The organism is Corynebacterium accolens (assembly GCF_023520795.1).
GTDB classification, from domain to species: Bacteria; Actinomycetota; Actinomycetes; order Mycobacteriales; family Mycobacteriaceae; genus Corynebacterium; species Corynebacterium accolens.
Window position 1 is genome coordinate 1,350,741 of record NZ_CP046605.1, and the last position, 13,904, is coordinate 1,364,644.

At 58.8% G+C, this 13,904-nt stretch carries 11 protein-coding genes; 6 read left to right on the forward strand and 5 right to left on the reverse strand.

Translation table 11 applies throughout. From position 1 onward, the window contains the following. Nucleotides 1-8: 8 nt before the first annotated feature. Complete coding sequence (locus CACC_RS06475) at nt 9-953, reverse strand: heme o synthase (protein WP_005279123.1); 945 nt, start codon at nt 951-953, stop codon at nt 9-11. 364 nt (nt 954-1,317) lie between these two features. Between CACC_RS06475 and tkt the strand changes: the two genes are divergently transcribed. From tkt to pgl, 5 genes are all read left to right on the forward strand, one after another. Then, on the forward strand, nt 1,318-3,390 hold the full coding sequence (gene tkt / locus CACC_RS06480) for a transketolase (RefSeq protein ID WP_208854188.1): 2,073 nt from the start codon (nt 1,318-1,320) through the stop codon (nt 3,388-3,390). Nucleotides 3,391-3,422: 32 nt separating this feature from the next. Continuing rightward, nucleotides 3,423-4,508 (forward strand): transaldolase, encoded by a 1,086-nt coding sequence (gene tal, locus CACC_RS06485; RefSeq protein WP_035108475.1) that lies wholly within the window; start codon nt 3,423-3,425, stop codon nt 4,506-4,508. A 99-nt stretch (nt 4,509-4,607) separates the two neighbouring features. Next, a complete protein-coding gene (zwf, locus tag CACC_RS06490; RefSeq protein ID WP_005279119.1) occupies nt 4,608-6,140 on the forward strand; it encodes a glucose-6-phosphate dehydrogenase in 1,533 nt (510 codons plus the stop codon). Between the two features lie 14 nt (nt 6,141-6,154). Further along, nucleotides 6,155-7,090: a glucose-6-phosphate dehydrogenase assembly protein OpcA gene (locus CACC_RS06495; RefSeq protein WP_005279118.1), complete on the forward strand. Its 936-nt coding sequence runs from the start codon at nt 6,155-6,157 to the stop codon at nt 7,088-7,090. A 47-nt stretch (nt 7,091-7,137) separates the two neighbouring features. Then, a complete protein-coding gene (gene pgl / locus CACC_RS06500; RefSeq protein ID WP_005279117.1) occupies nt 7,138-7,899 on the forward strand; it encodes a 6-phosphogluconolactonase in 762 nt (253 codons plus the stop codon). A 123-nt stretch (nt 7,900-8,022) separates the two neighbouring features. Here the strand turns inward: pgl and secG are convergent, their stop codons facing one another. From secG to gap, 4 genes are all read right to left on the reverse strand, one after another. After that, nucleotides 8,023-8,259, reverse strand: coding sequence for a preprotein translocase subunit SecG (gene secG, locus CACC_RS06505; RefSeq protein WP_005279116.1), 237 nt, complete (start codon nt 8,257-8,259; stop codon nt 8,023-8,025). A gap of 198 nt (nt 8,260-8,457) precedes the next feature. Next, a complete protein-coding gene (gene tpiA, locus CACC_RS06510; protein WP_005283078.1) occupies nt 8,458-9,240 on the reverse strand; it encodes a triose-phosphate isomerase in 783 nt (260 codons plus the stop codon). 46 nt (nt 9,241-9,286) lie between these two features. Continuing rightward, nucleotides 9,287-10,504, reverse strand: coding sequence for a phosphoglycerate kinase (locus CACC_RS06515; protein WP_005279114.1), 1,218 nt, complete (start codon nt 10,502-10,504; stop codon nt 9,287-9,289). A gap of 129 nt (nt 10,505-10,633) precedes the next feature. Beyond that, entirely contained in the window at nt 10,634-11,641 is a 1,008-nt protein-coding gene (gene gap / locus CACC_RS06520) for a type I glyceraldehyde-3-phosphate dehydrogenase (protein WP_005279113.1), read from the reverse strand. Nucleotides 11,642-12,186: 545 nt separating this feature from the next. On the opposite strand from gap, the gene CACC_RS06525 reads away from it, so the two are divergent. Then, the gene (locus tag CACC_RS06525; protein WP_005279111.1) at nt 12,187-13,833 is read left to right on the forward strand and encodes an L-lactate permease; all 1,647 of its coding nucleotides are present in this window, start codon (nt 12,187-12,189) and stop codon (nt 13,831-13,833) included. Nucleotides 13,834-13,904 lie beyond the last annotated feature (71 nt).

The window sequence follows — 13,904 nt, forward strand, 5'->3', positions numbered from 1 at the left end:
ACCGGGATTTAGAACAGGGTGGCGGACCAACCAAGCATCCGGCCGATTGGCTCCCAACCTATGACGGCATCGATGGACAGGCCAATAAAGAGTACCGACAGGTAGTTATTTGAATAGATAAACAGGCGCATGGGTTTTACCTTTGCGCCTTTCTTTACGCCTTGGTGCAAGCGGATGGCTAGCCATAAGAAGACCGCGCCAGATGTTACGGCGGCAATGAGGTAAATCCACGATGCCGCAGGAACGATAAGCAGCGTGACGATGACCGTGCCAACGGAATACCACACGATTTGGCGGGTTACTTCTTGTTCCGTTGCCACGACCGGCAGCATCGGCACCCCGGCCTTGCGGTAATCTTCCTTGTATTTCATGGCCAAGGCCCAGGTATGTGGCGGGGTCCAGAAAAAGATGATGAGGAATAGGACTATTGCCTGCCACCAGCGGTCGGGCTCTCCCGCCGGCGCGTTATCGCGGATGACTGCCCAACCCACCATGGCCGGCATGCACCCCGCTAAACCGCCCCACACGATGTTTTGGGCATTGCGCATCTTCAAAAACTTGGTGTAGACGAATACATAGAAAAAGTTCGTGAGGATGACGAAGAACGCCGCCAACCAAGAATTTGCCAGGATGCCCAGCCACAGCACCGACACCACGAGCATGATCCAAGCAAAGATCGCCGCGTTCCGCTTCGAAATCGTGGCGCGCACAAGTGGGCGCGCGCGGGTGCGTTGCATCTTTTGGTCAATTTCATAATCGACCACGTTATTAAAGGTATGGGCGGCCGCAGCGCCCATCCATCCGCCGAAAATGGTGGAAATGATGAGCCAGATATTTTCAGAAACCGCCTCAACGCCCCGTTGCGCTTGGAGCATCGCCGGAATTGCGGCCACGAGGAGGAGTTCAATAATCCTCGGCTTCGTTAGCGCAAAATAGGCCTTGATGGTCTCCAAGGAATTCCTCCACTATCTGAACAGACGTTGATCTACAGCACACACGCTACACAGTGCGCTATGCCCACGGTGTAGTGGTCGCACACTCCGGCACAAAAGTTCCGGAGAATTAATTCACACTATGGCTTACATATAAAATGCGCTACACATGGATCGTAGCAATGCAGCGGAAACGCAGAGAGTAACTAATGCTGTGCCGTACACCGCTTAGCCATGCCAGCTTACCGGTTCCCCGCGGCTTTCAATAATTCCGCACCGCCGTCAAAAAAGTAACTAGACTGTGTGGAGTTCAGTAATTAACGCCTAGATTTAAGCGAGGCCTTATACCGTGTCGAAAGATAATTTGTCCCCAGACCTGCAAGCTATGGTCGAGCGCCGTTATCCGGACGACTGGACAGACACCGATACTCGCGCGGTCGACACTGTGCGCGTGCTTGCTGCCGATGCCGTCCAAAACTGCGGCTCCGGGCACCCCGGCACGGCGATGTCACTGGCTCCCCTCGCCTATACGCTCTACCAGCGCGTTATCAATCACGACCCCAATGACGTGAATTGGGCCGGCCGCGACCGCTTCGTGTTGTCTGTCGGCCACTCTTCCCTGACCCTGTACATCCAGCTTTTCTTGGGTGGGTTCGGCTTGGAGATGAAAGATCTCCAGCAGCTGCGCACCTGGGGCTCTCTCACCCCGGGCCACCCTGAGGTGCACCACACCGATGGCGTGGAGATCACCACCGGCCCGCTCGGCCAGGGTCTGGCATCTTCGGTAGGTATGGCGATGGCTGCCCGCAAGGAGCGCGGCCTCTTCGATCCTGAGGCACCGGTCGGCCAATCCCCCTTTGATCACTACGTCTACACCATTGCCTCCGACGGCGACCTGCAGGAAGGCGTTACCGCTGAGGCATCGTCTTTGGCTGGCACCCAGAAGCTGGGTAACCTGATTGTCTTCTGGGATGACAACCGGATTTCCATTGAGGATGACACCAATATCGCCTTCAATGAGGACGTCGCTGCGCGCTATGAGGCATACGGCTGGCACGTCCAGACCGTTGAATCCGGCGAGGACGTCGTTGCCATTGAAGAGGCAGTGCGCAATGCACAGCAGGAAACGGAGCGCCCCTCCTTCATCCGCGTGAAGACGGTCATTGGCTACCCTGCCCCGACCAAGATGAACACCGGGGGCGTGCACGGCGCAGCGCTTGGCGATGACGAAGTTGCCGCCACCAAGGAAGTGCTCGGCTTCGACCCGGAAAAGACCTTCCACATCGATGATGAGGTCTTGGCGCACACCCGCAAGCTGCGCGAGCGCGGCGCCAAAAAGCACGCGCAGTGGCAAGAAGAGTTCGACGCGTGGGCGGCGGACAACGCCGAGAATAAGGCGCTGTTTGACCGCATGAGCGCCCGCGAATTGCCGGAGAACTTCGATGCCGAGCTCCCCGTATGGGAGCCAGGGGATGCGATCGCCACCCGTAAGGCCTCTGAGGCGACCATCCAGGCGCTGGCCGCCGCCTTGCCGGAAATGTGGGGCGGATCGGCCGACCTGGCGGGGTCCAATAACACCGTGATTAAGGGCGCGGATTCCTTCGGCCCTGAAAACATCACCACCAATAAGTGGTCCGCGCAGCCTTATGGCCGCAACCTTCACTTTGGCATCCGCGAGCACGCGATGTCCGCCATCATGAACGGCATCGCCCTGCATGGAAATACCCGCGTATATGGCGGTACATTCCTGATCTTCTCCGAGTATCAGTACCCGGCGGTGCGCCTCGGCTCGCTGATGTCTACCGATACCTACTACGTGTGGACGCACGATTCCATTGGTTTGGGCGAGGACGGCCCTACCCACCAGCCGGTGGAGACCCTGTCGGCCTTGCGCGCTATTCCAAACCTGTCCGTCATCCGGCCTGCCGATGCCAATGAAACCGCGCAGGCTTGGGCCGCAGCGATGGAATACAAGGCAGCCCCGAAGGGCCTTGCGCTCAGCCGCCAGAACCTCCCCATCTTGGAAGGCACCAAGGAAAAGGCACGCGATGGCGTTCGCCGCGGCGCCTACACCTTGGTCGCAGGCTCCAAGGACGAGCCCGATGTCATCTTGCTGGCCACCGGCTCGGAGGTACAGCTCGCCGTGGAGGCCGCCCAGCAGCTCGAAAGCGAGGGCACGGCCGCTCGCGTGGTATCCGCGCCGTGCCTGGAGTGGTTCGACGAGCAGGACGCAGAGTACCGCGAATCGGTTCTGCCCAACAGCGTGAGGGCCCGTGTTTCCGTCGAAGCCGGCCTCGCTCAGTCCTGGCACAAGTACACCGGTACTTTCGGCCGAAACGTCTCCCTAGAGCACTATGGGGCCTCTGCGCCCGGCGATGAGCTCTTCGAAAAGTTTGGCTTTACCTCTGCTGCGGTTGCCGATGCCGCACGCGAGAGCATCGCCGAAGCCCAAAGCTAAGCCCCACCTCACCGACGCTAAAAGGAATGACTATGAACAACATTTCTGAACTTGCCCAATTGGGCACCTCCACGTGGCTCGATGATCTTTCGCGCCAGCGCTTGGAATCCGGAAACTTGAAGGAGATTATTTCCTCCAAGTCCATCGTGGGCGTAACCACCAACCCGGCCATCTTCGCCACCGCCATGACCAGCGGCACGGCCTATGACGAAGACCTGGCAGTCTTGAAGGAGAAGAACGCTTCGGCCGATGAAGCCGTCTACTCCCTGGCCATTACGGACGTGCAAAACGCCTGTGATCTTTTTGCCGATATTTATGCCGAGACCGACGGCCAGGATGGCCGCGTATCCATCGAGGTGGATCCGCGCATCTCCGACGATGCCGCGGCAACACTCAAGCAGGCCCGCGAACTGTGGGACCAAGTGGACCGCCCCAATGCGATGATCAAGATCCCGGCTACCAAGGGCTCCCTCCCCGCTATCGAGGATGCCTTGGCAGAGGGAATCAGCGTCAACGTCACCCTGATCTTCTCGGTCTCCCGCTACCGCGAGGTCATCGCCGCATTCCGGGCCGGGCTCAAGCGCGCGGCTGGTAACGGCAAGGACGTCACCAAGATTCACTCGGTCGCATCGTTCTTCGTCTCCCGCCTGGATACGGAAGTGGATAAGCGCTTGGAAGCTATCGGTTCCGATGAGGCCCTGTCCCTCCGCGGCAAGGCCGGCGTTGCCAACGCGCAGCGTGCCTACGCCCTCTTCCAAGAGGAATTGCTCGGTGATAACGGCCTCCCCGAAGGCGCACCTGTACAGCGTCCACTGTGGGCTTCCACCGGCGTGAAAAACCCCGACTACCCAGCAACGCTGTACGTGACCGAGCTGGCTGGCCCGCACACGGTCAATACCATGCCGGAAAAGACCATTGATGCGGTCCTGCAGGAGGGTGGATTCCACGGCGATACCCTCCCCACTGCCGGCGAAGAAGCCGAGAAGGTCTTCTCCCAGCTCGAATCGGTGGGCATCGACCTAGAAGATGTCTTTGCGGTCCTCGAGCGCGAGGGCGTGGATAAGTTCGTCGCCGCGTGGAATGACCTCCTTGATTCCCTCAAACAACAACTCGCGTAAACTACGACCGTGGTCCTAGCCCCGCCGGATAGCCGGCGGGGCATTATGCCGCCACTAGTTGAAAGACTACTTAGCTTTTCCCTCTAGGAAGGATAATCCGTGACGGACTCAGCCGCTTGGGTCAATCCCTTGCGTAATGCCGCCGATAAACGATTGCCACGCATCGCGGGCCCCGCGGGCATGGTCATCTTTGGTGTGACCGGCGATTTAGCTTTCAAAAAGCTCCTGCCGGCCATCTATGACCTTGCTAGCCGCGGTCTCTTGCCCGCTGGCTTCACGCTCGTCGGCTATGGCCGCAGGGACTGGGATAACGCGGACTTCTGCGATTATTTCCGCAGCGCGGTAGAAGCCGGTGCCCGCACTGACTTTAACCACGACGTGTGGGAGCACTTATCCCAAGGAATCGAGTTCGTGCAAGGCTCCTTCGATGATGAGGGCTTCGACAAGCTTTCTGCGCGGTTGGCCGAGCTGGATAAGGCCCGCGGCACGGGAAGCAACTGGGCATACTACCTTTCGGTGCCGCCAGAGTTTTTCTCCGATATCTGCCACCAATTGGAGCGCGTGGGCATGGCCAATTCCATGGAGGACTCGTGGCGCCGAGTGATCATCGAAAAGCCGTTTGGCCACGACCAGGAATCTGCGCGCGAGCTCAATGAGATCGTCAACGCGGTCTTCCCAGAATCTGCTGTCTTCCGCATCGATCACTACCTGGGTAAAGAGACCGTGCAAAACATCATGGCGCTGCGGTTTGCTAACCAGATTTTTGAGCCGATGTGGAACGCGCACTATATCGATCACGTGCAAATCACCATGGCCGAAGATATTGGCCTTGGCGGGCGCGCTGGCTATTATGACGGAATCGGTGCGGCGCGGGACGTCATTCAAAACCACCTCCTGCAGCTGCTCGCCCTCGTGGCAATGGAGGAGCCTTCCTCCTTCGAGCCGGAGGCGCTGCGCGCTGAAAAGGTCAAGGTGCTGCGCGCTACGCAGCCGGTCCATCCGCTCAATAAAACCACCGCCCGTGGTCAGTACACCGCCGGCTGGCAGGGCTCGGAATACGTGAAGGGCTTGCGCGAGGAGGAGGGCTTCGATCCCGCCTCCACCACAGAGACCTATGCGGCGTGCACGTTGGAGGTCAATTCGCGGCGTTGGGGAGGCGTGCCTTTCTACCTGCGCACGGGCAAGCGGCTGGGGCGTCGCGTCACCGAGATCGCCTTAGTCTTCAAGGCCGCGCCGAACCAGCCATTTGTCGATGGCGAAACCGATGCCCTTGGCCAAAACGCTGTGGTTATCCGCGTTCAGCCCGATGAGGGCGTGACCATGCGCTTTGGCTCAAAGGTGCCTGGTTCCACCATGGAAGTCCGCGATGTAAACATGGACTTCGCCTACGCCGAGGCATTCACCGAGGAATCTCCCGAGGCCTATGAGCGCCTCATCTTGGATGCCCTCCTCGATGAATCATCGCTGTTCCCCACCAATGAAGAAGTCGAACTTTCGTGGTCGATTTTGGATCCGATCATCGATTACTGGTCCAAGCATGGCGAGCCCGAAGATTATAAGGCGGGCACATGGGGGCCCACCACAGCCGATAAGATGCTGCGCCGCCGGGGTCATTCCTGGCGTCGCCCGTAGAAGGGACGTAGTCAATGATTATTCCATTGCCTAATACCACCACCGGTGAAATTGCCAAGAAGCTTGTCGATGCCCAGGAGCACTACACCCGCACCACCGGCCGGGTGCTCACCCTGATCGTGGAGGCACAAGAAGGCGACGATCTGGAACAGATCCTTTCCTCTGTGCGCGATGCCTCTCATGAGCACCCCTCCCGCGTGCTCGTCGTGGTCCCTGGAGATCCGAATTCTGATACCCAGCTCGATGCCCAGCTCCGCGTCGGTGGCGAGGCCGGTGCCTCCGAGACCGTCGTCATGCAATTGCACGGTGCGCTCGCGGATCAAGCCGAGTCCGTGCTCACACCGCTCTTGCTGCCGGATACCCCGCTGGTCGCGTGGTGGCCAAACCTGTGCCCGCAGGTTCCCTCCGAAAGCCCCGTGGGCAAGTTAGCGCAGCGCCGCATCACGAATGTGGCGCATAAAGGCACCGTGGGTGAGCAGGATCTGCGCGCGCTTTCTCATGGCTACTCCCCCGGCGATTCCGATATGTCCTGGGCCTCCATCACCTTGTGGCGCGGCGTCGTCGCATCGGCGCTCGACCATCATCCCCATGAAAAGGTGCAATCGGTAGAGGTCGCCGGCCCCGCCGGGCATCCGGCACCTAACTTCGCTGCGGGGTGGCTGCTTGACCGCCTGAGCGTCCCAGTACAGCGCATGGCCGAGGAAACCAATAGTGACTATTTCCCGGTTACCCACCTGCGCTTTAACCGGGAGACGACCCACGTGGATGTGGATGTCGTGGACGAGCGCACCGTGCGGGTGCGCGTGCCTGGCACGCCAGACTCGCTGGTTAGTTTGAGCCCGCGCACGCAAACCGAAATCCTCTCGGAGGAATTGCGGCACCTCGACGCCGATAAAACTTATGCTCAGGCGCTGCGTGCTCTGGGAGAAGTAGACTACAGTAAGCTTTAATAGCGCACTTGCTCATACCGATTCTTTGCAAAGGATTCTGATACCGAATGGTAACGCTTCACCGCGTCAGCGATGTAGATGACCTTATTTCCCAAGCCGCACTCAAATTCATTGAAACCATCGCCGGTATTCAAGCCGGCAACGGTGGCCTCCATGGTGACGGCGTGGCAAGAGTCGTACTAACTGGCGGGGGCGCAGGAATTGGGCTGCTGCACGAGCTCGCGCGCTTGGACTTCGCCGCACAGCAGCAAGGCGAGAACTACCCCGCCTTGCGCATCGATTGGTCCCGCGTGCACATCTTCTTTGGCGATGAGCGCAATGTCCCGGTCAGCGACCCAGATTCCAACGAAGGCCAAGCGCGTTCCGCGCTGCTCGATCACGTGGATATCCCAGATCAGAATATCCACGGGTTCGACCTCGGTGCGGTCTCCATGGAGGCGGCCGCCAATGCCTACGAGCCAGAGTTGAAGGACTTCGCGCCTTTAGGCTTCGACCTCCACCTTTTGGGCATGGGTGCAGAAGGCCACATTAACTCCATGTTCCCCCACTCTCCTGCCATCCGTGAGCAGGAAGAACTCGCGGTACCGGTACACGATTCGCCGAAGCCGCCCAGCGAGCGCATCACCCTGACGTTGCCGGCGGTCAATAGGTCTGAGCGCGTCTGGCTCTTGGTCGCCGGGGAAGAAAAGGCCACTGCCGCAAAGAACATCGTTGACGGCGTCGACGCTGAAGAATGCCCGGCCGCTGGTGCGCAAGGGACGAAGGAAACGATCCTCTTCCTTGCAGACGATGCCGCCCAGGAGCTGTAAAGCCAGCAGCGCCGGTACCTCGGTCCTTTCCCTTCTCTACGAAGGGTTATGGGACTGAAGTACCGGCGCTGTTTTGCGCGGTTGGCCGCCGCTAGTGGTTCGCGGGGGCCTGCTGCGTGCTTCCTAGGAAGCGTAGGCCTGGATAAGGTTAAGGCCAACGATGCAGGCCAACCAGATAATCACCATGACGACGGTATAGCGGTCCAGGTTCTTTTCCACCACGGTCGAACCGGACAGGTTCGATTGCACACCGCCGCCGAAAAGGCTAGACAGGCCGCCGCCTTTGCCCTTGTGTAAAAGCACAAAGATGGACATCAAAATAGCTGAAATTAGCAAAATGATTTCCAGTGCTAAGACCATGAGGTTCTTCCTTTTCTCAACGTGCGCCCAGTGGCACCTTCGATGTACTACCGAAAGTCACGCTAGCCACCGGCGCGAAGTACTTTCCGGCTTTGCCTACGCAAAGCAATCACAAGCGCCTACTGTACACCATGCCGCGGGCGGGGCTCACCCCAACCCGCGGCACAACAGTCACCTTGTGATGATTGTTAACGCATGTTAACTAACGGCATTAGCGGCATTGGCGGCTAGCTTGGCAAAGTCCTCTCCTACCAAGGAAGCACCGCCAATCAGGCCACCGTCCACGTCGGGCTTGCTGACGATATCAGCAACGGAATCGACCTTCACGGAACCGCCGTACAGGATGCGGATGCCCTCGGCGACCTCGTCGCCTGCCAGCTCCTTGACCAAGCCGCGGATTGCAGCACATACTTCCTGCGCGTCATCGGCGGAGGCAACCTTGCCGGTGCCGATGGCCCACACGGGCTCGTAGGCGATAACCGTCTTGGATAGCTGCTCGGCGCTAAGTCCCTGCAGGGAATCGCGGGTTTGGTTCACCACGTAGTCAACGTGGGTGCCGGCCTCGCGCACGTCGAGTGGCTCGCCCACGCAGACGATGGGGCTGATGCCATTCTCCAGGGCCGCTGCGGCCTTCTCAGCGACCAGCTGGTCAGTTTCGCCGTGGTATTCGCGGCGCTCGGAGTGGCCGACGACTGCCCAGCTGCAGCCCAGTTTGCTCAGCATCTGACCGGATACCTCACCGGTGTAGGCGCCGGATTCGTGCTTGGAGATATCCTGCGCACCGTAGGTGATCTTCAGCTTATCGCCCTCAACGAGGGTCTGAATGGTGCGGATATCGGTAAATGGAACCATGTAGGCTACATCGACCTTGTCGTAGTAATCCTCCGGCAGGGAGAAGGCAAACTTTTGAACGGAACCGATGGCCTCGATGTGATCGAGGTTCATCTTCCAGTTGCCAGCAATAAGTGGTGTACGTGCCATAATTAATCCTTTCTGTGTACGCCTGTATTTAGCTGTTTTAGGCGGTTTATGCCTCGAGCACGGAAACGCCCGGCAGCTCCTTGCCCTCGAGGTATTCAAGGGATGCGCCGCCGCCGGTGGAGATGTGGCTGAAGCCATCCTCGTCGAGGCCCAAGGTGCGCACGGAGGCTGCGGAGTCGCCGCCGCCGACGACGGAGAAGGAACCGTTGGAGGAGGTGGCATCGATAATCGCCTGCGCCACCCCAGCGGTGCCCTTGGAGAAGGCTTCCATTTCGAATACGCCCATGGGGCCGTTCCAGAATACGGTCTTGGAATCTGCCAGTACGTCGGCGAATTCCTCGATGGACTTGGGTCCGATGTCCAGTGACATCCAGCCCTCAGGGATACCATCGAGCTCAACGACCTTGGTCTCAGCGTCTGCGGCGAACTCGCTGGCGGCGGTGAGGTCTACCGGAAGGACGATCTTGTCGCCGAAGCGCTCCAGCAGGCTCTTGCAGTTTTCGATCTGGTCCTCTTGCAACAAAGACTCCTGAACGTTGTAGCCCTTAGCGGCCAGAAGGGTGTAGCACATGCCACCGCCGATGATGATCTTGTCGGCCTTTCCGGCAAGGGCTTCGATAACGCCCAGCTTGTCGGAAACCTTTGCACCGCCCAGAACGACGACGTAAGGGTGCGCTGGATCCTTGGCCACGGTGGACAATACGTCCAATTCCTTTTCCACCAGCTTGCCGGCGTAGGCGGGCAGGCGCTTGGCGACGTCATACACAGACGTCTGTGCGCGGTGAACAACGCCGAAGCCGTCGGAGACGAAGGCGCCGTTATCGGCAGCCAGGGCGACGAGCTCGTCGGCGAATTCGCCGCGCTCTGCCTCATCCTTAGAGGTCTCGCGTGGGTCAAAGCGGACATTTTCTACCAGCATGACATCGCCGCTATTTAGTCCGTTGGCGCGCTCGTGGGCGTCTTCGCCGGTGACGTCGTTGGCCAAGGCAACGTACTGGCCTAGGGGCTCAGACAGCGCTTCTGCGACCGGAGCCAGGGAGTACTTGGAATTTACCTCACCCTTGGGGCGGCCGAGGTGTGCGGAAAGGATGACCTTCGCGCCGCCATCGACAAGAGCCTTGATGGTGGGAAGAGATGCGGTAATGCGGCCGGGGTCGGTGATATTTCCGTCATCATCCAGCGGCACGTTGAAGTCAGACCGAACCAGAATGTGGCGGTCCTCTACGCCTTCTTCTAGCAGGTTATCTAGGGTCTTAAAAGCCATGTGTTACTCCTTTTAAAGTGAACTCTGCAGTTGAGGTTCCTACATAAAAGGATACCGGCCACAACGTCGTGCCGTCAGGGGCGTTCGTTGTGGCCGGTATCGCATTAAGGGCTGCTCTGTATTAGAACTTTAGAGCTTTTCTGCAACCAGGTTGGTCATACGGACGAGCTGGGAGGTGTAGCCCCACTCGTTGTCGTACCAACCCAGCACCTTGACCAGGTTGCCGTTGGAGACCTTGGTCATGCCGGCATCGAAGATGCAGCCGTGCGGGGAGGTGACGATGTCGGTGGAAACCAGCGGATCCTCGGTGTATGCGAGGGTGTCCTTCAGCTCGCCTTCAGCTGCTTCCTTGAGTGCGGCGTTGATCTCCTCAACGGTGACGTCGCGGGAAGCGGTGAAGGTCAGGTCCGTTGCGGAACCGGTGATGACCGGAACACGCATTGCGTAGCCGTCCAGCTTGCCTTCCAGCTCAGGCAGGACCAAGGAGACGGCCTTAGCTGCACCGGTGGAGGTAGGTACCAGGTTGACGGCTGCGGCGCGGGCGCGGCGCAGGTCCTTGTGAGGAGCGTCCTGCAGGCGCTGGTCACCGGTATAAGCGTGAACGGTGGTCATCAGGCCCTTTTCCACACCGAACTTATCATTCAAGACCTTGGCCATAGGAGCCAAGCAGTTGGTGGTGCAGGAAGCTGCGGAAATAACGTCGTGGTTAGCTGGGTCGTAAGTGTCGGAGTTAACACCGTAGACGAAAGTTGCGTCAACTTCCTTGCCAGGAGCAGAGATGATGACCTTCTTGGCGCCGGCCTCAATGTGAGCCTTTGCGTCGTTGCTGTTGGTGAACAGGCCGGTGGACTCGATAACGAGGTCCACGTCCAGCTCGCCCCACTTCAGGTTCTTTGGGTCCTTCTCGTTGAAGACCTGGATGCGGTTGCCGTTGACGGTGATGGAGTCATCGTCGTAGGTAATCTCGCCGTCGAAGCGACCCAGTACGGAGTCGTACTTCAACAGGTTAGAGAGAGTCTGGTTATCGGTCAGGTCGTTGACGGCAACGATCTCAAGGTCGTTGTCGGTCCGGTTAACTGCGTGGAAGAAGTTACGACCAATGCGGCCAAAGCCGTTAATGCCTACGCGGGTAGTCACTGTAAATCTCCTCAAAAAGTCGAGTAATAATTTCTATGGGCCTACCGCGGGTCCTTCGAGTACTTTACTGCTCTGGGTGAGTAAGGTGCCCGAGGCTTTGCCCAACAACCGCAATACTACAGAGCCTTTATAGCGCGTGCAGTGGGCTGCAAGGCTGCCAGAAAAGTATCTGAAAGTTTTCCGATCTAGGCGTACAATCTTCCCGAGCATTTTTGTTTCTCCCGAATTATCCGGCAGTTCAAGCCCGTTTAAGTTGGTTCTTGTGGACTTTACACCGTTAATGTGTGATATATCACTGTACGGAGTATTCCGCTGCCTGCTCGCACACTGACTCCCCACAGAGACGGTGACATAAATTAACTTGGGCCAAATCACACGACCGCGTTTATGACGCGATATGCTTACGCTAACTCACTGTGTTCCAGGTAGCACTCGGGCATTCGCTCGGCGCTAGCTCTCGCCTGAAACGCGTGGGCAACTAATTTAAGTCCCCCGCAGACCGAATGCGCCTGCGATAGTACCCCCGTTAGAATCGAGGATACTCAATGTTTGAGATAAATACCTCTGTTGTGGGAGACAGTCTTGGGCTCACCGCGCTCGTGGCAATTCTCCCCCTCGTGGCTTTCTTCATTATGTTGATGGGCTTTAAAGCCCGTGCACACACTTCAGGAGCCGTTGCCCTTGCGACCTCCATCATCCTGGCCATAGTTGCCTTTTCGATGCCCGTGGATATGGCACTGTCCTCCGCGGTCCGCGGTGGGCTCTTCGGCCTCCTGCCCATTGTTTGGGTCATTATTACGGCGATTTGGTTTTACGAAATCACGGTCGCCTCGGGCCGCTTCGAAGATTTGCGTAAGACCTTCGACCTCTTAGGCGATGGCGATATCCGCATCCAGTCGATGCTCATCGCCTTCTGTTTCGGTGGCCTCCTTGAAGCCCTTGCGGGTTTCGGCGCCCCGGTGGCCATCACCGCCACCATGATTATGGCGCTCGGCGTCAAGCCGCTGCGCGCTGCGACGGTCGTTCTTATTGCCAATACCGCTCCGGTGGCATTCGGCGCGGTTGGTATTCCGGTCACCACCGCCGGTGAGGTTGGCGGACGTACCGCCGAGCAAACCCAAGATATCGCCGGCCTTATCGCCCTGCAGGTCTTGGTCATTGCCGCGATTGTTCCGTTCCTCATCGCATTCATCCTGGACGGCATGCGCGGCGTGAAGGAAACGGCGCCCGCCGCCGCGGTCATCGGCATTTCCTTTGCCGCCGCACAGTGGCTGACCGCCACCTTCTTTGCTTACCAGCTCACCAACGTTATTGCCTGCATCGTCTCCCTGGGTGCCGCCTTCATCTTCCTCCGCGTCTGGAAGCCACGCGGCGTCGCGCAGCTGCGCGAGCGCATGGAGCTGCCCGCCGCAGAAACGTCGACCGACCTCAATGGCCGCCGCATCTGGATGGCCCTGCTGCCCTACGCCGTCGTTACCGCCGTATTTGCCATCGCGACCGCAGCACCGGCGATCTTCGGCTTCTGGAAGCTGAAGTTCGCGTGGCCGCTGCTGGATGGCACCGTCATCGGCACCAACGGCGAGGCCATGGACACCAGCTTTAGCTTCAATGTCTTTGGCAACCCCGGTACCTTGCTCTTGCTCTCCGGCATTATCGTGGCCATTGTTTATCACTTCTGCAACGAAAACGGCCGCTACAAGCTCAGCTTCGCCCAACCCGTGCAAGCTTTTGGTGAAGTTGCCAACCGCATGAAGTTCTCCGGACTGACCATTGTCTTGGTCCTCGCTTTGGCCTACACGATGAACTACTCGGGTCAGACCATCGCCATCGGTGAATTCGTATCTTCCGCCGGTTCCATCTTCGCTCTCTTCGCTCCCGTGCTGGGCTGGATCGGTACCGCGGTGACCGGCTCCGATACCTCCGCGAACGCGCTCTTTGGCAACCTCCAGGTCGCCGCCGCTGACCGCATTGGCGTCAACCCTGACCTCATGCTGGCCGCCAATACCGCCGGTGGTGTTGTGGGTAAGATGATTTCGCCACAGTCCCTGGCCATTGCGGCAACCGCCGTATCCATGGAGGGCAAGGAATCCGTCATCTTGAAGAACGTCGTGGGCTACTCCATCGCGTTCTTGGCCGTTGTCTGTGTCATCGTCTTCTTGATGACCAACGTCTTGGGCTTCTTGGTCCCATAAGGCGGTCCCATAAAGCTTAGGCCGCCACCGGCTTTAAGCCCCTCCCCCGCCTAGCACCAAATCATCCTCGG